Raw genomic sequence first — 23,610 nt, forward strand, 5'->3', positions numbered from 1 at the left:
CTTCCCCCACAGACGTTCTAGATGACTTCGAGGCGCGGGATCGGGACGACGAACTTCGCGCCCCACTCCCGGGCGTAGCCGAGCTGGTGGACGATCTCCTCGCGCAGGTTCCACGGGAGGATCAGGATGTAGTCGGGGCGCGTCTCGGCGAGGCGCTCCGGGGCGAAGATCGGGATGTGCGTGCCCGGCAGGTACATCCCGTGCTTGTGCGGGCTGCGGTCGACCGTGTACGGCAGCAGGTCCTCGCGGATGCCGCAGTGGTTGAGCAGCGTGTTGCCCTTACCAGGAGCGCCGTACCCGGCGACCGTCTTGCCGTCGCGCTGCGCCTGGATCAGGAACTCGACCAGCTCGGCCTTGATCGTGAAGACCTCGTTCGCGAAACCGGAGTGCCCTTCGACCGTGTGCAGCCCGGCGTCCGCCTCGTCCTGCAGGACCTTGCCGACGAGCTCGGTCGGCTGCCCCGCCGTCTCGATCGGCGTGCTGAAGACGCGGATCGAGCCGCCGTGGCTGGCCAGCTCCTGGACGTCGACGACCTTGAGCCCGGCCTTCTCCAGCGCGAGCGAAGCGGTCTTGAGCGACAGGTACGAATAGTGCTCGTGGTAGATCGTGTCGTACTGGCGACGCTCGATCAGCCGGAGCAGGTGCGGGAATTCCAGCGACACCAGACCGTCGTCCTTGACCAGCGCGCGCAGGCCCTTGGCGAAGTCGACGATGTCCGGGACATGCGCGAAGACGTTGTTACCGACCACCAGGTCGGCCTTGCCGTGGCGGGCGGCGGCGTCGGTGCCGGTGGCCTCGCCGAGGAAGTAGCTCTCGGTCCGGATGCCCTTCTCGTTCGCGATCGCGGCGATGTTGCCGGCCGGCTCGATACCGAGCACCGGGATGCCGAGCGCGGTCGCGTGCTGGAGCAGGTAGCCGTCGTTGCTCGCGGCCTCGACGATCAGGCTCTCCGCGCCGAGGTCGAGCCGCTCCTGCATGTCGACGACGAACCGGCGGGCGTGCTCGACCCAGCTGGTCGAGTACGACGAGAAGTACAGGTAGTCGCTGAACACGTCGTCGGCCGCGACGTAGGCCGGCAGCTGGACGAGCAGGCAGTTGTCGCAGATCCGCACGTTCAGCGGGTAGAACGTCTCACCGGCGTCGATCTGGTCGGCGCGCAGGAAACTCTCGCACGGCGGCGACATGCCGAGGTCGACGAACGTCCGGGTCAGCTCCTGGCCGCAGAGGCGGCAATCCACAGCGGCCATCAGTTGGACTCCTTGAAAACATCGGCCAGCGGGCCGGGGAACTGGACGTCGGTCTGGCGGCGCAGCTGGCTGTCGACGAGCCCCTTGTCGAGCAGCTGCTGGATCCGGCGCAGCCGGACGAACTGGGCCGACGTGAAGTCGTCGTAGGTCAGGCCGTGCCGCTGGTAGGCGGCGTACATCTCCTCGACGCCCTTGCGGACCGTCCAGGCCAGTTTCAGATCCGGGAAGGTGTCGTTCAGCTTGCTGAAGTCGACCTTGTAGTTGCGCAGGTCCGGGCCGGCGCCGTCGGCGATCGACAGCGTCGAGCCGGGGACGACCTCCTTGACCATCTCGGCGATGTCGCGGACCTGGACGACGTCCTCGGACCGGCCGACGTTGAACGCCTCGTCGTGGATCAGGTCCCGCGGCGACTCCATGACTTCCAGGAACGCGCGGCTGATGTCCTCGATGTGGACGAGCGGCCGCCACGGGGTGCCGTCGCTCTCCAGCCGGACCTGGCCGGTGGTCAGCGCGACCGCGGTCAGGTTGTTCACCACGATGTCCAGCCGCAGCCGCGTCGAGGCGCCGTACGCCGTCGCGTTCCGCAGGTACGTCGGGCTGAAGTTGTCGTCGGCCAGCTTCGACAGCTCCTGCTCGGCCAGCGCCTTGGTCTCGCCGTACGCCGTCACCGGGAACATCTCGGCGTCCTCGCCGACCGCCTCGGAGCCGGCCGCGCCGTACAGGCTGCAGCTGGACGCGAACAGGAACCGCTCGACGCCGGCATCCTTGGCCGCCTGGGCGACGTTCAGCGTGCCGTTCAGGTTGACCGAGTACGTCGCCTCCTTGTCCAGGTTGCCCAGCGGGTCGTTGGACAGGGCGGCCAGACAGACCACCGCGTCGTACCCCTCGAGCTCCTCCGGGCGGACGTCCCGCATGTCCCGCGGCCTGCGCGTCCCGATCGGATCCGGGCCGCCCAGCAGGTCACATCCTTCGTACAGTCCCGTGTCCAGCCCGTCCACGGAATGGCCCGCATCCCGCAGGAACGGCACCATCACGGCTCCGATGTAACCCCGATCGCCGGTGACCAGCACTCTCATCCGTACGCTCCCTCACCCCGACACTCCCCTGTCGCCTCATACAGATCCGCTTCGAGCCGTCCTGATACATCGAATCGGGATGCTTGTATCAACCACGCTGTGACTCAGCTCTCTTCGGTGTCGCCGCCCGGGCGGGACGCGCGACCTGAGGAGGCTCCATGAGCGTGATCGGATCAGCCCGCGGTCTGCTGCGCGAGGCCGTCGACCGGACAACGGTCCGGCTCGGTCTCGGCGACTCGGAGGAACGGCTTGCACACGATGCGCGCTCGTACTGGACCGAGGGCAGCGACCTGCCGACCTGGCGCGGCAACTCGCACATCCGCGACGCCGGCATCTTCAACTCGGTCGACTGGGCCGCGGTCGGCACCGAGCACTGGAAGCTGTTCGCCCGGCTCGCGAACGTCGCCCCGAGCGGCAGCTTCGACCGCGTCGTCGAATGGGGCTGCGGCGGCGGCGCCAACGCCGTCGCCTTCGCCCCGCACTGCCGCGAATTCGTCGGGGTCGACGTCAACGCCACCACCCTGGCCGAATGCGCCCGCGAGATGGCCGCCACCGGCACGCCGTTCACCCCGGTCGAAGCCGACCTGACCGACCCCGAGGCCGCCGTCGAACAGATCGGCCAAGCCGACCTGTTCCTCTGCCTCTACGTCCTGGAGCTGGTCCCCAGCCCCGACTACGGCCTGCGCCTGATGAAGATCGCCGCCGACCTCCTCAAACCCGGCGCCCTCGCCTTCGTCCAAACCAAGTACCAAACCACCGACCGCCGCACCGCCTCCCGCCGCCACCGCTACCGCGAGTCGACCGCCGCCAGCATGACGGCGTACCCCATCGACACCTTCTGGACCGACATGACCCGCCTCGGCTTCACCCCCGAGTCCCTCTACCTCGTCCCCCAGAACAACCTCGACCACCGCTACGCCTACTACTTGCTCCGCAAGAACTGAGACAACCCGCCGCGGCGATTGTTATGTCGCCAACGACATATACGCTGACCGATGTGGAGGAGCTCTACCTGGTCGAGATCGAGCCTGAGGTACGCGCCTGGCTGGAGAGCCTACCGGCCAAACACTTCCTCAAGATCGACGAGTTCGTCGGCCTGCTTGCGCGATCGGCCCAGTCGCTGGGTGAACCCATATGCACGCCATCTCGGCGAGGGAGTCCGTGAGTTGCGCCCAACCCTTGACGGAGCGGCGATGCGAATCACCTACTGGTTGGCGCCCGGCCGCCGCGTGGTCTTGCTGACGGTCTTTCGCAAGACGCGAATGCGCGAGGACAGTGAGGTGAAGCGAGCGTTGCAGGCCAAGAAGGTCTGCGAGGCCGAACACGGCCCGGCCCACGACGAATTCGTTCGGAGCATCGAGGCAGGAGAGGTGGAATCATGAGCCACAGCCGATGGAAGACCTTGCGCGAGCGGAAGCTGAGCGAAGGCTTTACCGAGCCTGCGGATGTCGCCGAGGCCAGGCGGGAGATCCGGCTGTCGATGGCACTTGCTCAGGCTGTCTACGAACGCCGTACGGCGCTCGGCCTCACGCAGACGGAGCTGGCCGTCCGTGCGGGCTTGACGCAGGCCAAGATCTCTCGGATCGAAGGCTCGGACACTGTCCCGACGCTCCCGCTGCTCGCCCGGCTAGCGCAGGCCCTCGACGCCTCGTTGAACATCGCGCTCGACAATGACAGCGCCGAGGTCTCCTTCATCGCGCACACCACCGACGCGGCCTGACCGCTTCCGCCCCGGCCCAGCTGTCGGGGACCTACCGCTCCCGCTGCTGCCCAGGTCCACCCGGATGCCGAGCAGCCGCGCCCGGCTCGCCACCCGGAGGGCGCGGGGTCGGCGGCGGGCTGTCACGCAAGATGGCGGCCTGACGCAGCAAGTCGCCCGGCACCGGAATCCGGTGCGGCGTCGTCTGCGCCCCCTCCCGCCCGTCCGGCCCCACCGAAGGCCGGCCGCCACCGGTCAGCCCGTACAGGTCACGATCGAGCACCGACCGCTGCCTGCCGAGGCGCTCGCCTGCGATCGATGCAGGATCGTCAGCACGGTGCGCGAAGGCGACTGCGTGCCGGTAGGGGGTCGCGGCCGGGTCGTGAACGACCCGACCGCCCTCGACAGTCGGCAAGGGCTCGAACTCGCGGTACACCAGGCGGTGCGACGGGCCGAGCGGGCGTCCGTGTGACGTCCACTCGGCTACGACGGGAACTTTGAGTTCCGCACAGTCGCGCAGATCGTAGGACCGGGGGCCGGAGCCGAGCTGCTTCCCGACGTACGCGTCCTCACGACCTTCACGGAGCGCTTTCAGGCCGGCGACAGCCGCCTGGAACTCGAGCCCTTCCGGGCTTGTCGGATCCCGCTGCCACGCAGCGTGCAAACGGACCATGTCCTGCTTGAAATCGTCGTGGACGATCAGGTGGAACTTCACGACGGCTGGTGCCCCTTGGGCGGCTCGAGGTCGTCCGCGTCCGGATCGAGTCCGAACTCGGCCATCATGTCCTCGAAGCTGATCCACTTGGTGGGGTCGTCGGCGTCGGCCAGGCGTTCGCGGACGAGGTCGTAGCGGCGCCGGTCGGCTTCGGCGTCCGCTTTGACCTGTTCGCAGTCGAGCCAGGTGTCGAAACTGATGACGACGCCCTCCGGACGGTCGTCGGCGCCGATGAAGACCGGGGCTGGGCCGAGGTGGAGTACCGCGTCGCGCGCGGCGCCGGGGTCCAGGACGGCGCCCGGGGTTCGAGGTTCGTACGGGGTCCGGTCGGCGGGCGGCAGGTTCTCGCGGAAGCGCTGTTCGTCGACCAGGTCGGCGGCCGCCTCGGCTTTCAGCGACTCGTACTCGTGCCACCGGGCGAAGGAGATGACGGCGCCCTCGGGGCGTTGGTTGCCGAAGAAGACCTCCTCGGATTCGCCGGAGCGGAAGAGTTCGACGATTCCCGGCAGGGCCGCCGCGACGGTGTCGGGGGCGGATATCCAGAGGCGGTCGCCGTTGGGGAGGTCGTGGTGGGACTGCATGTGACTCAGGATACTTTCCGCGAAATTCTTCAGGGGGTGTATCAGCGGGGGCTGGTGGGTGCTCTTTTGGGCGCTGCCGTGTTCTGAGCCTGTGGGGGGCGTTATGAAGGTTGCCGTTTTCGGTCTGGGGTATGTGGGGTCGGTCACCGCCGCGTGTTTGGCTGCCGCCGGGCACGAGGTCTGGGGTGTCGACGTCGACACCGCGAAGGTCGGGCCGATCACCGAGGGCCACAGTCCGGTGGTCGAGCCCGGGCTGGACGAGCTGGTCGCCGCGGGGGTGACGTCGGGGCGGTTGCACGCGACGACGGATCCGCGGCTCGCGCTGGAGCGGGCCGATGTCTCGCTGATCTGTGTGGGGACGCCGTCCACCGCGGCCGGGAGTACGGATCTGACGTACATCAAGCGGGCCGTGCGGGACATCGCCGAGGCGGCGCACGTGGTGTCGCCGCCGGAGTCGGGCTTCCACAGCATCGTGATCCGCAGCACCGTGCCGCCGGGAACGGTCGACGAGGTGGTCGCGGGCGTGCTGGCCGAGCTGCCGGCGCCGGCCGGGCTGACGATCGGGACGGCGATGTGCCCGGAGTTCCTTCGCGAGGGGTCGGGGCTGGCGGACTTCTACGAGCCCCCGTTCGTCGTGGTCGGGACGCAGTACCCGACGGTCGGCGCGCAGCTGACCGAGCTGTTCGGCTTCCTGAACGTCGAGGTCCAGGTCGTCGACGTCCGGACGGCCGAGGCGCTCAAGTACGCCTGTAACGCGTTCCACGCGACGAAGGTCTCGTTCGCGAACGAGATGGGCCGGATCTTCCGCAACTACGGGGTCGACTCCCGTGAGGTGATGCGGTTGTTCGTCCAGGACACCAGCCTGAACATCTCGCCGTACTACCTGAAGCCCGGGTTCGCGTTCGGCGGCTCGTGCTTGCCGAAGGACCTGCGCTCGGTGCTGCACCTGGCGCGCGTCAACGACACCGAGCTGCCGCTACTGGCCGGCACGCTGGCCACCAACGAGCGCACGGTCAGCGACGTCGTCGACCGGGTGATCGCCGGGCCCGGCCGCGAGGTCGCGCTGCTCGGGCTGAGCTTCAAGGTCTCCACCGACGACCTGCGCGAGAGCCCGAATGTCGAGCTCGCCGAGCGGCTGATCGGCAAGGGTTACAACCTGCGCATCTACGACGCGATCGTGAACCCGGCTCGGCTGGTCGGCGCCAACCTGCGGCACGTCGAGTCCAAACTTCCGCACCTGCAGCGGGTTCTCACCGACGATCCGGCCGCCGCGCTCCGCGGCGCCGACGTCGCCCTGGTCTCCGCGACCGATCCGGCCGCCGTCGAGGCGCTCCTGGCCACCCCACCGGCCCGGACCATCGACCTGAGCGGCCGGCTCGGCGCGGACGTCGAGGCCCTGCCCGGATACGAAGGAGTCGGCTGGTGAGCGGTCCGCGCGTCCTGATCATCATCCAGAACCTGTGGGTCCCGTTCGACCGCCGGGTCTGGGAGGAGTGCAAGGCGCTGAAGGGCGCCGGGTACGACGTCACGGTCGTCTGCCCGAAGGGCCCGGGCGACCCGTCGTACCAGGTGATCGACGGCGTCGCCGTCCATCAGTACAAGGCTTACGCGCCGGGCGGCAGCAAGGCGGGGTTCATCCTCGAGTACGCGTACTCGTTCCTGATGACGCTGCTGCTGGTGCTGCGCGCCCGTAAGGCCGGCAAGTTCCAGGTCCTGCAGGCCTGCAACCCGCCGGACATCTTCTGGCCGATCGCGATCCTGCTCCGCCGGCTGGACCGGACGAAGTTCGTCTTCGACCACCACGACCTGTGCCCGGAGCTGTTCCAGTCCCGGTTCGGCGGGACGACGTCCCTGCCGTACAAGGGGTTGCGCTTCCTGGAGCGGATGACGCACCGGACGGCCGACCACGTGACGTCGACCAACGACTCGTACCGGCGGATCGCGATCACCCGTAGCGGTAAGGCCAACCACGACGTCACCGTCGTCCGCACCGGCCCCGACCCGGACAAGCTGCAGCGCAGCACCCCGGACGAGTCGCTGCGCGACGGGCACAAGTACCTGGTCACCTACATCGGCGTGATGGGCCCGCAGGACGGAGTCGACATCGTCGTCCGCGCGGCCGACCACATCGTCAACAACCTCGGCCGCACCGACATCAAGTTCACGCTGATGGGCGGCGGCGACTCGTTCGACGAGGTCGTCGCGCTCCGCGACGAGCTGGGGCTGGCCGAGCACATCGAGTTCACCGGCCGGGTGCCGGACGAGACGGTCCGCGCGGTGATGTCGACCGCCGACCTGGGCCTCTCGCCGGACCCGAAGAACCCGCTGAACGACGTCTCCACGATGAACAAGACGATGGAGTACATGGCGTTCGAGCTGCCCGTCGTCGCCTTCGACCTGATCGAGACCAAGGTCTCGGCCGCGGACGCCGCGGTGTACGTCGAGCCGAACGACGTCGCAAAGTACGGCCAGGCGATCGTCGACCTGCTGGACGACGAGGTCGCGCGGCGCCGGATGGGCCGGTTCGGCCGGGATCGGGTCGAGCAGGTGCTCGCCTGGAAGCACCAGCAGAAGGCGTACCTGGAGGTGTACGGCCGGCTCACCGGTCACGTCACCCCGTTCACCGTCGTCCGCGCGACGGGGTCCTGAGGTGTGCGGGATCGCCGGTTGCTACCAGCAGCGCGACGGTAACGCGCTGGCCGCGGTGATGAGTGACCGGATCGCGCACCGCGGTCCGGATGCCGCCTCGGTGTACCGCTTCGAGGAGCCGGACGTGTTCGCCGTCCTGGCGCACCGGCGGCTGTCGATCATCGACCTGTCGTCGGCAGCGGACCAGCCGTTCAGCAAGCGCGGTCTGACGCTTTGCTACAACGGCGAGCTGTACAACTACAAGGAGCTGCGCGCCGAGCTGGCGAAGTCCGGCGTCGCGTTCCGGACGAACTCCGACACCGAGGTGGTGCTGGAGGCCTGGCGGCGCTGGGGGCCGGACGCGCTCAAGCGGTTCCGCGGCATGTTCGCGTTCGCGATCCTCGACGAGGAGAGCGGCAGTCTCTACCTGGCCCGCGACCCGCTCGGCATCAAGCCGCTGTACTTCCTGCGCCGCGGCGACGGCATCCTGTTCGCCTCCGAGCTGAAGGCGATCGTCGCGGCCGTCGGCCCCGAACTGCGGACCGAGCCCGGCGCGCTGATCTCGTCGATGCTCTACTACTGGCTGCCCGAGCAGCGCTGCGCGATCGAGGGCGTCGAGAAGCTGACGCCCGGCTCGTGGGCCGAGTTCCGGCCGGACGGCGGCAGCCGGCACGAGACGTACTGGCGGGTGACCGACGTCGCGACCGAGGCCGCGGCGGGTCCGCCGGCCGACCTGCGCCAAGTGATCGAGGAGTCGGTCGCGGCGCACATGGTCGCCGACGTACCGGTCTCGACGTTCCTGAGCGGCGGGCTCGACTCGAGCCTGGTGACCGTGCTGGCCAAGCGGATGGACCCGGCGGTCGACTCGTACACGATCACCTTCCGGGCGCAGGACCAGAAACTCGAAGCGATGCCGGACGACGCGATCTACGCGCGCAAGGTGGCCCAGCAGTTCGGGATCGACCTGCACGAGATCGAGATCGCGCCGGACGTCGTCGAGCTGCTGCCGCGGGTCGTCGACATGCTCGACGAGCCGATCGGCGACCCGGCCGCGATCAACACGCTGCTGATGTGCGACACCGCGCGCGACGCCGGAGTGAAGGTGCTGCTGTCCGGCATGGGCGCCGACGAGCTGTTCGGCGGCTACCGCAAACACCTCGCCTGTGTGATGGGCGCGCAGTACCAGCAACTGCCCGGCGTCCTGCGCAACGGGCTGATCGGACCAGCCGTACGCCGGCTCCCGGTGACCGTGCGCGGGCGCGGCCTGCGCTACGCGCGCTGGGCGAAGCGGTTCGAGACGTTCGCGAACCTGCCCGAGGAAGAAGCCTTCCGGCGCAGCTACACGATGTACGACGGCGATCAGCTGACCGGGCTGCTGAGCCCGGACCTGGAGCCGTACGTCGGGAAGCTGCTCGCCGAGCACAGCGACATCTACCACGACACGACCCTCGACGATCACGTGAACCGGATGTGCCTGGCCGACTCGCGGATGTTCCTGCCCGGGCTGAACCTGGCCTACACCGACCGGTCGTCGATGGCCGCCTCGACCGAGGTCCGGACGCCGTTCGTCGACCCGATCGTCGCGCGCGCGGCGTTCTCGATCCCGGGCAGCCAGAAGATCCACCGGCGGGTGAGCAAGCTGGCGCTGAAGAAGGCGGCCGAGGCGTGGTTGCCGAAGGAGATCATCTACCGGCCGAAGGCGTCGTTCAGCGCGCCGCTGCGGGCCTGGGTGCGGAACGACCTGCGCGAGCTGGTCGACGACACCCTGCTGCGCGGCGAGCTGGTCGAAAGCGGGTTCCTGCAGCGGGCCGCCGTGCAGCGGCTCGTGGACGACGAACGCGCCGGGCGTGAGGACTATTCGAAGCAGATCTGGCAGTTGCTGACGCTGGAGACGTGGACGCGGCACATGCGTTCCCTCGGCGTGACGATCACCTCCTAAGGACACAGACATATGAAGCAGGTTGCGCAGAACTACAAGTCCGGTGAGCTGGCGGTTCTCGACGTCCCGCCGCCCGGGTGCCGGCCCGGCGGCGTGCTGGTGCGCTCGCTGTACTCGCTGATCTCGACCGGGACCGAGCTGATGAAGGTCGGCGAGGCGAAACTGTCGCTGGTCGGTAAGGCGAAGGCGCGGCCGGACCAGGTGAAGAAGGTCCTGGACACGGTCGCCCAGCAGGGTCTGCGGAACACGTACCAGAAGGTGATGAACAAGCTCGACTCCTACACGCCGCTGGGCTACTCGCTGTGCGGCGTCGTGGTCGAGGTCGGGGCGGGGGCCGAGGAGTTCTCGGTCGGTCAGCTGGTCGCTGCCGCGGGCAACGAGTTCGCGCTGCACGCGGAGTACAACTGGGTGCCGGTGAACCTGTGCGTGCCGGTGCCGGACGGCGTCCGGCCGGAGGAGGCCGCATTCTCGACGGTCGGCGCGATCGCGATGCAGGGTGTTCGGCAGGCCGAGGTGCAGCTGGGTGAGACCGCTGTGGTGATCGGGCTGGGGCTGGTCGGTCAGCTGTGTGTGCGGCTGCTCGTCGCGGCCGGCGTCCGCGTGTTCGGGATCGACACCGTCGAGGACCGCTGCCGGATGGCGGAGAAGGCGGGCGCGCTGCACTGCTCGTCACCGGACGACGTCGCGGCCCTCGAGCGGTCGTTGCTGGCGGCATCCAACGGTCTGGGTGCCGACCACATCCTGCTCGCTGCCGGCGGCTCCTCCAACGGGCCCGTCGAGACGGCCGCCCGGCTGGCCCGCGACCGGGCCCGCATCGTCGACATCGGCAAGACCAAACTCGACCTGCCCTGGAACGCTTACTACGACAAAGAACTCGACCTCCGTTTCTCCCGCTCCTACGGCCCCGGCCGCTACGACGACCGCTACGAGCTCCAGGGCATCGACTACCCGGCCGGCTACGTCCGCTGGACCGAACGCCGCAACCTGGAGTGCTTCGTCGATCTCATCGCCCGCGAACAGATCGACATCGGCTCGCTGATCGCCGCCACCTTCCCGATCGCCGACGCGACGGACGCCTACAGCAAACTGTCGACCGGCTCCGTCCCCGGCGTCGGCTTCCTCTTCGAGTACCCCGATGTACCGTTGGAGCAGGCGAAGCAGGTCGCGCCGCGTGTCGAGCAACCCGGCAAGAGCACGAGCGGCGCGGTTCGGCTGGGGTTTGTGGGGGCCGGCAATTATGCGTCGAGCATGTTGTTGCCGCATTTGCAGGGGAACGACGATGCGGTGCTGGCTCGGGTGGCTACCAACAAGAGCTTGTCGGCGGCCAATGCGCAGCGGAAGTTCGGGTTCGAGGCGATCTCGACGGATGCGGACGAGGTGCTGGGCGACGAGAGCCTGGATGCGATCTTCGTGGTGACGCGGCACAGTACGCATGCGGAGCTCACGTGCCGGGCGCTGGAGGCCGGGAAGGCGGTGTTCGTCGAGAAGCCGCTGGCGCTGACGACCGACGAGGTCGACCGGATCGTGGCGACGGTGGAGGCGACCGGGAACGACCGGCTGATGGTCGGGTTCAACCGGCGGTTCGCGCCGTTGCTGACGGATCTGCGGCAGCGGTTCGGGGACCCGGGCGGCAACTCGTCGCTGCGCTACCTGGTGAACGCGGGCAAACTCGATCCGTCGAGCTGGTACCTGGACCAGGGCAAGGAGGGCAGCCGGTTCGCGGGTGAGGGCGGGCACTTCATCGACACCCTCGCCTGGTGGCTCGACAGCACGCCGACCGAGGTGTACGCCGTCCCCGGCCCGGACGCGGGCGACGTCGTGGTGACGCTGCGGTTCGCGAACGGCTCGGTCGGGACGATCAGCTACGTGGGCGGCGGTAACGCGCGCTTCCCCAAGGAGACGATCGACATCACCGGCGGCGGCCGCAACGCCCGCCTGGACAACTTCGGCAGCGCCTCGGTCTGGAGCGGCCGCAAACCCGCGACCCGCAAGGCCCGCGGGACCGACAAAGGCCAGCGCGTCGAACTGGAGCGTTTCGTCCAGGCGGTCAAGACCGGCAGCCCGATGCCGATCTCCTTCGACTCGCTCATTGCCACCACCCGCGCCACCATCGCCGTCGACCGGAGCCTGGCATCCGGCGCACCGGAAAAGGTATGAGCCGTCAACCCCTCGGGTGGTACATCCGGCGGCTGCGCCGGATGTCCCCCGCCGAACTGATCTGGCGCACCACCGACCACGGACGACGTACTGCCTGGGCGTACCAACAGGTCCGCCCCGGGCAGGACCCGCAGCCGCCGGGCACGCTACGCAACGATCTGACCTTCCGGACGACGCTCCCGCCCCAGGCGGCATGCGTCGTACCGGAGGCGGCCCGTGCGCAGGTGATCGCGACGGCCGACGAGATCCTGGCCGGCCGGCTCGAAGTCCTCGGAACCGACCGCACGGACCTAGAAGCGCCGGACTGGTTCCGCGACCCGATCACCGGCCGCCGGTCCGACCCGGCGCAGTACGTCTTCCGGCTGAACCACCGCAACGAGGATGCCGTCGGCAACATCAAGCAGGTCTGGGAGCTGTCCCGGCACCACCATCTCACCCAGCTCGCCGCCGCCTGGTACCTGACGCACGACGACAAGTACGCCGATCGCGTCGCCGAGCATCTGAACGACTGGTGGCGGTCCAACCCGTTCCTGTCCGGCGTGCACTGGGCGAGCGGGATCGAGGTCGGCATCCGCCTGATCAGCTGGACGTGGATCCGCCGCCTGCTGAACGACTGGCCCGAGATCACCGACCTGTTCGAGCACAACGAGCTCGCGCTGAACCAGATCCGCTGGCACCAGCGCTACCTGGCCGCGTTCCGCAGCCGCGGCTCGTCAGCCAACAACCATGTGATCGCCGAGGCCGCCGGCCAGCTCGTCGGCGCCTGTGCGTTCCCCTGGTTCCGCGAGAGCGCCAAATGGCGCACCGACGCCGCAGCGCTGCTCGAACGCGAGCTGGACGCCAACACGTTCCCCTCCGGCGTCAACCGCGAGCTGGCCACCGACTACCACCGCTTCGTCTCCGAACTCGGCCTGTACGCCGCTCTGGAGGCGGACCTGGCCGGACACCCACTCAGCCCAGCCACCTGGTCCCTGCTGACCCGTACGGCGGATGTCTCCGCAGCCATCGTCGACAGCACGCTCCGCCCACCACGTCAGGGCGACGACGACGAGGGCATGGTGCTGGTGCTCGACCCACCAGATGTGCACAGCTGGTCGGCGTACGTCGCACTGGCCGGAGCCGTCGTCGGTACGGCGCCGTGGTGGCCGACAGTCCCGCAGACGGCGACGTCCGTCCTGGTTGGCGCTCTGATCGAGGGAACACAGGGCGAGCGCCCGGCGGAGAAGCCTGGTCACTTCAACGATGCCGGGCTGACCATCCTGCGTAGTAGCGACGAAGGCCCGGAGATCTGGGTCCGTGGTGACGCGGGCCCGCACGGCTTCCTGTCGATCGCAGCGCACGCCCACTGCGATGCACTGTCGCTGGAGGTCCGGGTCGGGGGCGTCGACGTCCTGGCCGACCCGGGAACGTACTGCTACCACGGTGAAGAGGAGTGGCGGAACTACTTCCGCTCGACGATCGGCCACAACACCGTCGAGGTGAACGGCGCCGAACAGTCCACCTGGGGCGGACCGTTCCTCTGGCTCCGCGGTGCGTCCGGTCGCCTCCGCCAGTACGACAAGTCGACCTGGGACGCCGAACACGACGGCTACACCCCCGTCACGCACCGCCGGCACACCCGGCTGGACAACGGCGTCCTGCACGTCGAGGACCACCTGGACGCCGCCGCCGACGTCCGCATCGCCTGGCACCTCGGACCGGACGTCACCGCCGAACTGGACGGCAGCACAGCCCGCCTCACCTGGCCGACCGGTACGGCGCTCGCTGAACTGCCAGCCGGTCTGAAATGGACTGAACACCGAGGCGGTGAGCTCGGCTGGTACTCCCCGCGGTTCGGTCGCAAAGTGCCCGCTACCACGCTCATCGGCTCCGGACAGCTAACTCCGGAGAGTCCTGCGACGAGTACCTTCCGTTTTCGCAGTTAACGGTGTATCAGGGCAGTCTGTGCCTCCTCTATATACGCGAACGAATTGACGTTCTTGGAGGGGGCCCGTGAGTGCTCAGCAGCTGGATGTGAAGAAGTCGTGGCAGGCGATCAGGCGGTCGCGGCTGCTGATGGCTGTGATGGCCGTGGTCGGTCTGCTGCTCGGCGTGGCCTACGCATTCGTGCGGCCGCCGATGTACACGTCCGCCGCGCTGGTGGTGCTGCCGCCGCCGACTGCGATCGCGGGCTCGACTGCGGGTTCGCAGAGTATCGAGACCCAGGTCTACATCGCGGAGAGCGGCCCGGTCCTGCACAGCGCGGGCCAGAACCTGCAGCCCGCGCTGTCCACCGAGACGGTCCGGTCGCGGGTGAAGGCGACCGCGGTCACCGACGACGTGATCCGGATCGAGGCCAAGGGCACATCGGCGCGCCAGTCGGTCCGGCTCGCCAACGCGGTCGCGCAGGTCTACCTGGTCTTCGTCACGACCGACAAGCAGCTGCCGGGTGACCTCGGCAAGCGCACCGGCGCGCGGTTGCTCGAGGGCGCCGCGGAGGCGCACGGCGGCAACATGTTCGTCCACGCGGCGACGTACGGCGGTCTGGGCGCACTGCTCGGCGCGGTCGCCGGCGCGATCATCGTGCTGGCCCGGGCCCGCGGCGACCGCAGGCTGCGGCTGCGCGACGAAATCTCGGACGCCGTCGGGCTGCCGGTCCTCGCGTCCGTCTCCTCCTACCCGGCCCAGGACCCCTCCGACTGGGCGGAGCTGCTGGAGAACTACACGCCGACCGCGGTCGATGCCTGGAGCCTGCGCAAGACGCTGCACCACCTGGAGCTGGACGCCAAGGGCGGCCCGCCGCTCTCGCTGACCGTCATCACCTTCGCGGACGACGACAAGGCCCGCTCGCTCGGTCCGCAGCTGGCCGCGTTCGCCTCGACCTTCGGGATCACCACGTCTCTGGTGATCGACCAGATCCACACCGACGACCGCGGGAACGTTGCCCTCGACATCTACCTGACGCTGGTCGACCGGGACGACCCGCAGCCCGAGGGTGAGCCGACCACCCGGACCATCATCGCGCTCTCGGCCGGCACCGTGACCGCTGAGGAGCTGGCCCGGCTGGCGGTCGCCACCACCGCCGACGATCGGACCATCGACGGCATCGTCGTCACCGATCCCGACCCGTTCGACCGGACGATCGGCCGGGTCGCGCAGTCGCAGCGCCGTTCGGGCTCGCGGCTCCCCACGCTTCTCACCGGCACGGCAAGGCGGAACCGATGACGAACCACCAGTACTCCGAGCCGGCCGGCGCCAGCAGCCGCTGGGACGACGAGGACGGCCTGTTCGACGCCGAGCGGACGAGCAGCGCGCCGCCGGACAGCCTGATCACGTTCCGGTTCCTGCGGGACGCTGTCGTCCGGCACCTGCGGCTGTGGCTGATCCTCGCGATCGCCGGGTTCGGCATCGGCGTCGCGACGCATTTCGTGCTGCCGGCGCCGCACGCGGCCTCGGCCCGGCTGCTGATCACCACCCGCGAGGGCGACGACCCGTCGAAGGCGATGGCGACCGAGGTCAGCCTGGCCACCACGCGGACGGTCGCGCACCGGGTGATCGCGGCGCTCAAGCTGCCCGATCAGCCGGACGACCTGCTCGCCCGCTACACCGTGGAGCCGATCACCAGCCGGGTGCTGGAGATCAAGGCGACCGCGAAGACCGACGCCGAGGCCACCACGCTGGCCACGACCGTCGCCCAGACCTACCTGAAGTTCCGCCGCGAGCAGATCGCCGCGCAGGACGTGCCGCTGAAGCGCGACCTGACCGCCGCGCAGAACGAGGTGACGCTGGCCGAGCAGGCGGTCCGCGCCGGCGGCGACGACCCGCTGGACCCGCAGCGCCCGAACAGCCCGGAGGTCACCCGGCTGAACGCGGCGCAGGACAAGGTCAAGTTCGTGCAGCAGCAGTTGCTCGACTCCACGACGTCCGCCGCGAAGATGAACAGCAGCCGGATGCTCGACGCGCCGGCCGCGCTGCCCAGCTCGGGCAAGCGGATGCTCGCGCTCAAGGCCGCCACCGGTCTGGCCGCCGGCCTGTTCCTCGGCCTGGGCTTCGTGATCGTGCGGGCCGTGATCTCGGAGCGGCTCTGGAAGCGGCAGGACATCTCGAACGCGCTGGGCGCCCGGATCCGGCTCAGCACCGGCCGGCCGCCGCGCAGCTGGCTGCCGTTCGCCCGGGTGCTGCGGACGTCGCAGTCCAAGCACCCTGGGATCAAGCTGCTCTCGCAGCACCTCAGCCGGCGGATCGTCTGGACCAAGCGGCCCACGCCGGCGATGGTCGTGGTCAGCGTCGACGACCTCCGGGCCTGTTCGCTGGCCGTCGCCTCGCTGGCCGTCGCGCTGGCCGACGAGGGCAAGCACATCCTGGTCGCCGACCTGACCGGGACCCGCGCGCTCGCCCGGAAGCTCGGCGTCACCGAGTCCGGCGTCCACGATTCGAAGTTCGCCGAGCAGGGCCGCCGGATCTCGGTGCACGTGCCCGGTAAGGACGCGCTGCCGCCCGAGGGTTGCTACCTGCGGGTCGGCGACAACAACCGGCCCGCCGGCTCCGGCGACGTCCAGCTCGACGCCGCCTGGGAAGCCGCGGACATGGTCCTCAGCCTCGCTGTCCTGTCCCCCGCGCTCGGCGCGGACCACCTCGGCAGTTGGTCCTCGCGGGCGGCCGTCGTGGTGACGGCCGGGCGCTCGACAGCGACCAGGATCCGCTCGACCGGTGACATGTTGCGCCTGGCCGGGCTCGAGATCGACACCGCGATCGTGCTGCACGCCGACAAGACCGACGAGGGTATCGGCGTCGCCGACGCCGAGACTGCGCCGGCCTCCGTCGATCTCGAGATGTTCTCGCGATGACCACCCTGACCGCGCTCGCGGCGCGGTTGCCCAAACCCGGCTTCCGGCCGGTGCCGCCGGAACGCCGGCGGCGCCGGCGGGTCCAGCTGGTGTGGGCGTTGCTGGTGCTGAACGTGCTGACGTTCTTCCCGGACTTCGACCTGCTGATCCCGATCCCCGGCCCGGTCGGCAAGCTGATCGCCCAGGGCTCGTTGCTGGTCGCGGCGCTGCTGGTGCTGACCGTGAACCGGCCGATCCGGGTCCGGCCGAGTGTCTACATCTTCCTGGCCACGCTGCTGGTCACCGAGGCGATCATCTCCAGCCTGCGGGCGGAGTTCCTGCTCGGCGCCCTCTACCGATCGGGTCGCCTGAGCCTGTTCGTGCTGGTCCTGTGGCTGCTGTCGCCGTGGTGGACGCGGCGCGACCTGCTGCTGATCCGCACGCACCTGATGGTGCTGTGGGCAATCATCGGCTCGGTCGTGCTCGGCCTGGTCATCGCGCCCGGTATCGCGATGTCCGACGAGCGGCTGGCCGGTGTGATCTGGCCGATCCCGCCGACCCAGGCCGGTCACTACGCCGCGGTCGCCACTGGGCTGACCGCCGTCCTGTGGCTGGCCGGGCTGCTCCGCAAAGAGCTCGCGCTGCTCAGCGTGCTGATCGCGGTGCCGGTGCTGCTGCTCACACACACCCGGACGGCGCTGGTCGCCCTGCTGGCCGGCGTCCTGATCGCGGGGCTCAGCCTGTTCACGGCGCGGCGCCGCGTCCGGCGATCGTTCGCGATCGGCATCGGCATCTTCTCGGTCGGCGCACTGACCCTCGGCTCGGTCGTCACGACCTGGCTCGCCCGCGGTCAGGACCCGGAGGAGGTCGGGGCGCTGACCGGCCGGCGCGCGGTCTGGGAGGCGATCCTCGCGCAGCCGCGGTCGACATTCGAGACGCTCTTCGGGTTCGGCCTGTCCAACAAGTCGTTCACCGGCCTGCCGATCGACAGCAACTGGCTCGGCACGTACTACGACGCCGGACTGCTCGGCGTCGCATTCAACGTGGCGATGGTGCTGTTCGTGCTGGTCGGCGCCTGGTTCACCCCGCAGGGGCCGCGGCGGGCGCTCGCGCTGTTCCTGGTCGCGTACTGCGTCGTCGCGTCGTTCACCGAGACCGGGCTGAGCGAGGCGTCGCCGTACCTGCTGGAGCTGACGCTGGCCGCTTCGCTGGTGTATCCGAGACCGTCCCGGGAAGGCGCCTGATGAAGATCCTGCTGGTGCACAACAGGTATCGGTCGACCGCGCCGAGCGGTGAGAACCGCGTCGTCGACCAGGAGCGCGAGGCGCTGGCCGGGCTCGGCCACGACGTCCGGCTGTTCGAGCGGCAGAGCGACGAGATCGAGGAGTGGCCGGCCTGGAAGAAGGCGACGCTGCCCGCGCGCGTCGTCTGGAACCCGACCAGCAAGCGCGACCTGGCCGCCGAGCTGGAGTCGTTCCGGCCCGATGTGGTGCACGTCCACAACACCTTCCCGGTGCTCAGCCCGTCGGTGCTCTACGCGTGCCGCGCGGCGAAGGTGCCGGTCGTGATCACACTGCACAACTACAAGTTGCTCTGCGCAAGTGGTGACTTCTACCGCGAAGGATCGGTCTGCCACGACTGCGCGGCCGGCAACCCGCTGCCCGCCGTCCGGAACAGCTGTTACCGCGGCTCCAAACTGGCCACCGCGACGACCGTCCTGAACACCCGCTCGCACCGGCGCAGCTGGCGGAACCTGGTCTCGGCGTACCTGTTCATCTCGGACTCGCAGCGCCAACTGCTCGCGGGGATGGACTTCGACGCCGACCGCAGCTTCGTCCGGCACAACTACGTCCCGTACAACGGTCCGCTCGCAAGCGAAGCCAAGAGGCAAGTCGCGTACGTCGGCCGGCTGGATGCGGCCAAAGGCGCGCCGCTGCTGATGAAGGGCTGGGACGCATACCGCGAGATCGCGGGCGACGACGCGCTGAAACTGGTGATCGCCGGCGGCGGGCCGATGCTCGACGAGGTGACCGCGTGGGCGGCCGATCGGCCGTCGGTCGAACTGCGCGGGATGCTCGCCAAACCCGACATCTTCCGGCTGATCGGCGACTCGCGCGCGGTCGTGCTGCCGTCGGAGTGGGAGGAGACGTTCGGGCTCGTCGTGGTCGAGGCGATGGCGGTCGGCGTGCCGCTGCTCGCGTCCGCGCACGGTTCCTTCCCCGAGCTCGTAACCGCGGGCGTCGACGGGGAGTTGTTCGATCCGGGCCGTCCGGCCGAGCTGGCCAAACTCCTGCTCGACGTGGACACCGCCCCCGACAAGTACGCCGAGCTGGGCCGCAACGCCCGGACGACGTACGAGACTCGGCACGACCCGACCAGCAATCTCCAGCAACTGCTCGACGTCTACCGGTTCGCGATCGCGAATCCGGTACCGAGCTAGCCAGACCCAGCCCGCCAGGCCCCGAAGGAAGAATCATGGAACAGCGCTCTCCGCAGGCCACCGGCCGCGGATCCCGGTGGTACCGCTCGCGACGCGTCCTCGTCGGCGGGAGCGCGGTCGCCCTGGTGGCGCTGGTCTCGGCAGCCGCCCTGCTGACCGGCGGCGACACGATCCGCGTCGGCAGCGGCGCCGGCGACACGTCGACCACGCCGGCCAAGGCCCAGACCGCGCCGACCAAACCGCCGGTGGCGATCTGCGGCAACCTGCAGGCCCTCAGCGGCCCGGCCACGCCGCCCCCGGGCGCCGTCTCGGTGACCACCGCGCAGAATCTGCAGGACCTGACCGCCGACCGCCCGGCCGGGACGACGTTCTGGCTCGCCCCCGGCACGCACCGGCTCGGCGACGGCGAGTTCGTCCAGGTGATCCCGAAGGAGGGCAACCGGTACATCGGCGCGCCCGGCGCGATCCTGGACGGCGGCAACAAGAACAAGTACGCCTTCACCGGCTACGCGGCCAAGGTGACGATCAGCCACCTGACCATCCAGAACTTCGGCAAGGCGCGCGGTAACAACGACGAGGGCGTCGTCAACCACAACGCGTCCCCGGGCTGGACGATCGAGGCCAACACCGTGCAGCGCAACGCGGGCGCCGGGCTGATGATCGGCAGCAACAACACCATCCGCGGCAACTGCCTGCGCGACAACGGCCAGTACGGCTTCAACGCCTACAACCCCGAGCGCGTCCAGTCCGTCACGGTCGAGCGGAACGAGATCACCGGGAACAACACCGACGACTGGGAGAACCTGCGGCCCGGCTGCGGCTGCACCGGCGGCGGCAAGTTCTGGGCGGTGGCCGGCGCGAACGTCCGCGGCAACTGGATCCACGACAACCACGGCGCCGGTCTGTGGGCCGACACGAACAACTCGGCGTTCACGATCGAGGACAACTACATCTCCGGCAACTACGCCGAGGGGCTGATCTACGAGACCAGCTACAACGCGCTGATCCGGCGGAACGCCTTCGTCCGCAACGGTCTCGGCAAGGGCCCGGCGAACGAGGGCTTCCCGGCGCCGGCGGTCTACCTGTCCGAATCCGGCTCCGACAAGCGGGTCGCCGGGCTGTACGGCGACGCGTTCGAGGTGACCGAGAACGTCTTCACCGACAACTGGTCGGGCATCATCCTCTGGGAGAACGCCGACCGGTTCGCGGGCTCGCCGGCCAACACCAGCACCGGCTCGGGCACGCTGGTGAACCCGTCGGTGGTGACGATCAAGTCCTGCAACGCGCAGAACATCGCCAACCAGCCCTATCTCGGCGACTGCCGGTGGAAGACGCAGAACGTCCGCGTGCACGGCAACACCTTCAACCTGAACCCGGACAAACTCGGCGACAAGTGCTCGTCCAGCAGCGGCTGCGGCTACAACGGCATCTTCTCGAACTGGGGCACGTTCCCGGACTGGTCGCCGTACAAGGCGCGGACGATCGAGGACGCGATCACCTTCAAGCAGGCGAACAAGTTCTACGCCAACACCTACAGCGGCCCGTGGAACTTCAACGTGCACGAGCAGGGCAACTCGGTGAACTGGGCCGCCTGGCAGGGCGCGCCGTACGGCCAGGACGAGGACAGCGTGATCAAGATCTCCGGGGAGCGCTGAGTCGTCGATGACCCTGCCGCCCCCCGAACTCAGCCCGACCGGCGCACAGATCGCTCTGCTGCGCTCGGTCGGCTATGCGGCGTTCGGCCGGCACGAGCAGGATCTCGACGTCCTGGACGTCATCTTCGACAGCCTGGTCGACGCGCCGGACAGCCGCTGTGACGAGCGGCGGCTGCGGTTCGTCGGCCACGGCATCACGCTGGACGTCGACGTCCGCGGGCAGGCCGATCTGACCGTGGAGCTGCGGGTGTCGCCGGCCGGGCCGGTGGCGGTCGAGTCACGTGGCAGCGACGCCGGGACGGCGCGGCTGGTGAGCTTCCTGCTCAGCTGGCCGAACAGCACTCGGCGCCCGGTCCGCACCGCCTGGATCATGCTCTGACGGTGCGGCGCCGGGCGCCGTGTTCGGCTGCTTCAGGAGGCAAGCAGCAGTCTCAGTTTGTCCAGGCAGCGGCCGCGGATCGGGCCGATACTGCCGATCGGGATCCCGATCTGCTTGGAGATCTCGGCGTACGGCGCGGGCGGGTCGGCCATCAGCATGCCGAGCAGCTGCTGCCAACGGTCCGGTAGCTGCTGCAGGGCCTCGCGGACGTCGGCCGCCCGCTCGAGCGCGATCAGATCGGCGTCCAGCTCGGGCTGGTCGCCGGGTTCTTCCTCGAAGGCCGCCGACTCGTAGGTGAGCAGCACCCGCTTGCGGAAGGCCAGCACCCGCAGGCACTCGCGCCGCGTGGTGACGACCAGCCAGGCGCCGACCCGCTCGGGGTCGACGCGGTTGATGTGTTCGAGCAGCCGCAGCCAGACCATCTGCGAGACGTCCGCGGCATCGCTGTCGCTGAGCCGGAAGCTGCGCGTCACGGCCCAGACGAGCCGCGCATAGTGGTCGACCAGCCTGCTCCACGCCCCCTGGTCCCCGGACGCGGCCTGGATCACCAGGGTCGCGGCCTCGGACCGAACGGCAGCAGTCGTCGTCGATTCGGAATCAGTACCGGACCCGGCACTGAGGTGTTGCACCATGAATTCCCCCCTCGGGAATGCACCGCAAAAGTGTCGTCGCACGCCCGTGCGTGCTTGCTGATCCGCATCGGCCGACCCCCATCGGCCGCGCGGAGGGTGATCAGTAGGCGCCGTCACTACCCAGGACGGCGCGGGCGGTCTTCCAGAGGATCAGCAGATCCAGCGCGATCGACCAGTTGTCGGCGTACCGCAGGTCGAGCCGCATCGACTCCTCCCAGGTCAGGTCGCTGCGTCCGCTGACCTGCCACAAACCGGTCAGACCCGGTTTCACCAGCATCCGGCGCGCGTCGTCGATCGCGTACTGCGCGACCTCGGCGGGCAGCGGCGGCCGCGGGCCGACCAGGGACATCTCGCCGCGCAGGACGTTGACCAGCTGCGGCAGCTCGTCGATCGAGAACCGCCGCAGGTACCGGCCGACCTTCGTCACCCGCGGATCGTCGCGGAGTTTGAAGAGGATCCCGTTACCTTCGTTCAGCGCGACCAGCTCGGCCTTGCGGGCCTCGGCGTCCACCACCATCGTGCGGAACTTCAGCATCGGGAACTGCTCCCCGCCGCGGCCGACGCGGGTCTGCTTGAACAGCACCGGGCCGCGGCTGGTCAGCTTCACCAGCAGCCCGGCGACGAGCAGGATCGGCGCGACGGCGATCAGCAGCAGGCCGCCGACCACCCGGTCGAAGATGCTCTTCAGCAGGTGCGGGCCGCCGCTCACCGACGGCCGCTCCAGGTGCAGCAGCGACAGCCCGGCCACCGGGCGGATCGAGATCCGCGGCCCGGCCACCTCGACGATGCCCGGGGAGACGATCAGCTCGACCCCCCGCTGCTCCAGCGCCCAGGACAGCTTCCGCAGCGAGTGCCCGGTGAGCTCCGGGTCCGCGGCCACCGCGACGACGTCGACGTCGTACTGGTCGACACCGGCCAGGATGTCCATCTCGGTGCGGCCCAGCCGCTCCGGCTCCGGCTCCTCGAACGCGTCGCCACGCGGCAGGCAGGTCGCGACCACGACGTAGCCGTCGGCCGGCCGCTCCTCCAGGTGCCGCCGCAAGGTGGTCACCTGCTCGTTGCGCCCGACCACGAGCACCCGGCGCATACAGCGCCCGGCGAACCGCCGCCAGGAGATCTGCCGGTGCAGCAGCCAGCGGCCGAACATCGCCGCCAGACACGTCATCGGCACCGCCAGCAGCACGAACCCGCGGGCGACCTCGCTCTTGGTCGCGTACGACGTGATCGCGACCGCCGCGGTCAGCCCCACGGCCGCCCGGATGATGGACCGGAACTCCTCCGGCCCGGTGCCGAAGTAGCGGCTCTCGTAGCCGCGCGCCAGCGCCACACAGCCCAGCCACGCGATCGGCAGCACCGCGCCGAGCACGACGTAGCCGAGGTTGATCTGGGCCCCGAACCGGCCGACGAGCGCCAGCGACACCCCGATCAGCGCGGCCGCGAGGTCGCCGGCGAGCGCGGCCCACCGGTACTTCGCCACCCAGCGCGCCTCGGTGAAACGCGCCGACCTCGGCACGACCGCCGGTACCTCGTCCGGAACCATCCAGACCGGCCGACGACGTTCCCCCGAAGTCGCCGGCCGAAGATCGGCCGGTTCGGCCAAACCTTCGGACATGACAATTTCAGTCACGCACAGTCACCCCCCACAGGTGAACAGCGA

At 69.4% G+C, this 23,610-nt stretch carries 21 protein-coding genes; 15 read left to right on the top strand and 6 right to left on the bottom strand.

From position 1 onward, the window contains the following. Nucleotides 1-17: 17 nt before the first annotated feature. Nucleotides 18-1,247: a class I SAM-dependent methyltransferase gene (locus HPO96_RS01930; protein WP_171670463.1), complete on the bottom strand. Its 1,230-nt coding sequence runs from the start codon at nt 1,245-1,247 to the stop codon at nt 18-20. Then, entirely contained in the window at nt 1,247-2,323 is a 1,077-nt protein-coding gene (locus tag HPO96_RS01935) for an NAD-dependent epimerase/dehydratase family protein (RefSeq protein ID WP_171670465.1), read from the bottom strand. Before HPO96_RS01935 ends, HPO96_RS01930 begins: the two co-directional genes overlap by 1 nt. A 158-nt stretch (nt 2,324-2,481) precedes the next feature. Between HPO96_RS01935 and HPO96_RS01940 the strand changes: the two genes are divergently transcribed. Genes HPO96_RS01940 through HPO96_RS01950 form a run of 4 tightly spaced genes read left to right on the top strand, consistent with a single transcriptional unit; the run spans nt 2,482 to nt 4,043 of the window. Beyond that, nucleotides 2,482-3,267: a class I SAM-dependent methyltransferase gene (locus HPO96_RS01940; protein ID WP_171670467.1), complete on the top strand. Its 786-nt coding sequence runs from the start codon at nt 2,482-2,484 to the stop codon at nt 3,265-3,267. A gap of 53 nt (nt 3,268-3,320) precedes the next feature. Beyond that, on the top strand, nt 3,321-3,488 hold the full coding sequence (locus HPO96_RS39490) for a hypothetical protein (RefSeq protein ID WP_337796548.1): 168 nt from the start codon (nt 3,321-3,323) through the stop codon (nt 3,486-3,488). Then, nucleotides 3,448-3,705, top strand: coding sequence for a type II toxin-antitoxin system RelE/ParE family toxin (locus HPO96_RS01945; protein WP_337796475.1), 258 nt, complete (start codon nt 3,448-3,450; stop codon nt 3,703-3,705). Before HPO96_RS39490 ends, HPO96_RS01945 begins: the two co-directional genes overlap by 41 nt. Further along, complete coding sequence (locus HPO96_RS01950; RefSeq protein ID WP_171670468.1) at nt 3,702-4,043, top strand: helix-turn-helix domain-containing protein; 342 nt, start codon at nt 3,702-3,704, stop codon at nt 4,041-4,043. The genes HPO96_RS01945 and HPO96_RS01950 overlap by 4 nt, the downstream gene beginning before the upstream one ends. A gap of 31 nt (nt 4,044-4,074) precedes the next feature. On the opposite strand, the gene HPO96_RS01955 is transcribed toward HPO96_RS01950, so the two are convergent. Together HPO96_RS01955 and HPO96_RS01960 are read right to left on the bottom strand one after the other, a co-directional pair. Continuing rightward, nucleotides 4,075-4,737 carry a hypothetical protein gene (locus tag HPO96_RS01955; protein ID WP_171670470.1) on the bottom strand — a complete coding sequence of 221 codons (663 nt, stop codon included), beginning with the start codon at nt 4,735-4,737 and terminating at the stop codon, nt 4,075-4,077. Then, nucleotides 4,734-5,318: a hypothetical protein gene (locus tag HPO96_RS01960; protein ID WP_171670471.1), complete on the bottom strand. Its 585-nt coding sequence runs from the start codon at nt 5,316-5,318 to the stop codon at nt 4,734-4,736. Before HPO96_RS01960 ends, HPO96_RS01955 begins: the two co-directional genes overlap by 4 nt. 103 nt (nt 5,319-5,421) lie before the next feature. On the opposite strand from HPO96_RS01960, the gene HPO96_RS01965 reads away from it, so the two are divergent. The 11 genes from HPO96_RS01965 (at nt 5,422) to HPO96_RS02015 (ending at nt 21,321) form a co-directional block, all read left to right on the top strand. Next, on the top strand, nt 5,422-6,744 hold the full coding sequence (locus tag HPO96_RS01965) for a UDP-glucose dehydrogenase family protein (RefSeq protein ID WP_171670473.1): 1,323 nt from the start codon (nt 5,422-5,424) through the stop codon (nt 6,742-6,744). After that, on the top strand, nt 6,741-7,967 hold the full coding sequence (locus HPO96_RS01970; RefSeq protein WP_202885463.1) for a glycosyltransferase: 1,227 nt from the start codon (nt 6,741-6,743) through the stop codon (nt 7,965-7,967). The genes HPO96_RS01965 and HPO96_RS01970 overlap by 4 nt, the downstream gene beginning before the upstream one ends. Nucleotide 7,968: 1 nt before the next feature. Beyond that, entirely contained in the window at nt 7,969-9,885 is a 1,917-nt protein-coding gene (gene asnB, locus HPO96_RS01975; protein WP_171670475.1) for an asparagine synthase (glutamine-hydrolyzing), read from the top strand. Between the two features lie 12 nt (nt 9,886-9,897). Next, the gene (locus HPO96_RS01980) at nt 9,898-12,042 is read left to right on the top strand and encodes a bi-domain-containing oxidoreductase (RefSeq protein WP_171670476.1); all 2,145 of its coding nucleotides are present in this window, start codon (nt 9,898-9,900) and stop codon (nt 12,040-12,042) included. Further along, a complete protein-coding gene (locus tag HPO96_RS01985; protein ID WP_171670478.1) occupies nt 12,039-13,967 on the top strand; it encodes a heparinase II/III family protein in 1,929 nt (642 codons plus the stop codon). The genes HPO96_RS01980 and HPO96_RS01985 overlap by 4 nt, the downstream gene beginning before the upstream one ends. 67 nt (nt 13,968-14,034) lie before the next feature. Continuing rightward, on the top strand, nt 14,035-15,246 hold the full coding sequence (locus tag HPO96_RS01990; RefSeq protein WP_171670479.1) for a Wzz/FepE/Etk N-terminal domain-containing protein: 1,212 nt from the start codon (nt 14,035-14,037) through the stop codon (nt 15,244-15,246). Continuing rightward, the gene (locus HPO96_RS01995) at nt 15,243-16,868 is read left to right on the top strand and encodes a YveK family protein (protein ID WP_171670481.1); all 1,626 of its coding nucleotides are present in this window, start codon (nt 15,243-15,245) and stop codon (nt 16,866-16,868) included. The genes HPO96_RS01990 and HPO96_RS01995 overlap by 4 nt, the downstream gene beginning before the upstream one ends. Continuing rightward, the gene (locus HPO96_RS02000) at nt 16,865-18,091 is read left to right on the top strand and encodes an O-antigen ligase family protein (RefSeq protein ID WP_171670483.1); all 1,227 of its coding nucleotides are present in this window, start codon (nt 16,865-16,867) and stop codon (nt 18,089-18,091) included. The genes HPO96_RS01995 and HPO96_RS02000 overlap by 4 nt, the downstream gene beginning before the upstream one ends. Continuing rightward, complete coding sequence (locus tag HPO96_RS02005; RefSeq protein ID WP_171670484.1) at nt 18,091-19,287, top strand: glycosyltransferase; 1,197 nt, start codon at nt 18,091-18,093, stop codon at nt 19,285-19,287. The genes HPO96_RS02000 and HPO96_RS02005 overlap by 1 nt, the downstream gene beginning before the upstream one ends. Nucleotides 19,288-19,322: 35 nt before the next feature. After that, nucleotides 19,323-20,942: a right-handed parallel beta-helix repeat-containing protein gene (locus HPO96_RS02010; RefSeq protein ID WP_171670486.1), complete on the top strand. Its 1,620-nt coding sequence runs from the start codon at nt 19,323-19,325 to the stop codon at nt 20,940-20,942. A gap of 7 nt (nt 20,943-20,949) precedes the next feature. Continuing rightward, the gene (locus HPO96_RS02015) at nt 20,950-21,321 is read left to right on the top strand and encodes a hypothetical protein (RefSeq protein WP_171670487.1); all 372 of its coding nucleotides are present in this window, start codon (nt 20,950-20,952) and stop codon (nt 21,319-21,321) included. Nucleotides 21,322-21,353: 32 nt separating this feature from the next. Here the strand turns inward: HPO96_RS02015 and HPO96_RS02020 are convergent, their stop codons facing one another. Beyond that, entirely contained in the window at nt 21,354-21,953 is a 600-nt protein-coding gene (locus HPO96_RS02020; protein ID WP_171670489.1) for an RNA polymerase sigma factor, read from the bottom strand. A 100-nt stretch (nt 21,954-22,053) separates the two neighbouring features. Continuing rightward, the gene (locus tag HPO96_RS02025) at nt 22,054-23,580 is read right to left on the bottom strand and encodes a sugar transferase (protein ID WP_337796476.1); all 1,527 of its coding nucleotides are present in this window, start codon (nt 23,578-23,580) and stop codon (nt 22,054-22,056) included. Nucleotides 23,581-23,610 lie beyond the last annotated feature (30 nt).

Source organism: Kribbella sandramycini, assembly GCF_013131805.1.
Taxonomy (GTDB): domain Bacteria; phylum Actinomycetota; class Actinomycetes; order Propionibacteriales; family Kribbellaceae; genus Kribbella; species Kribbella sandramycini.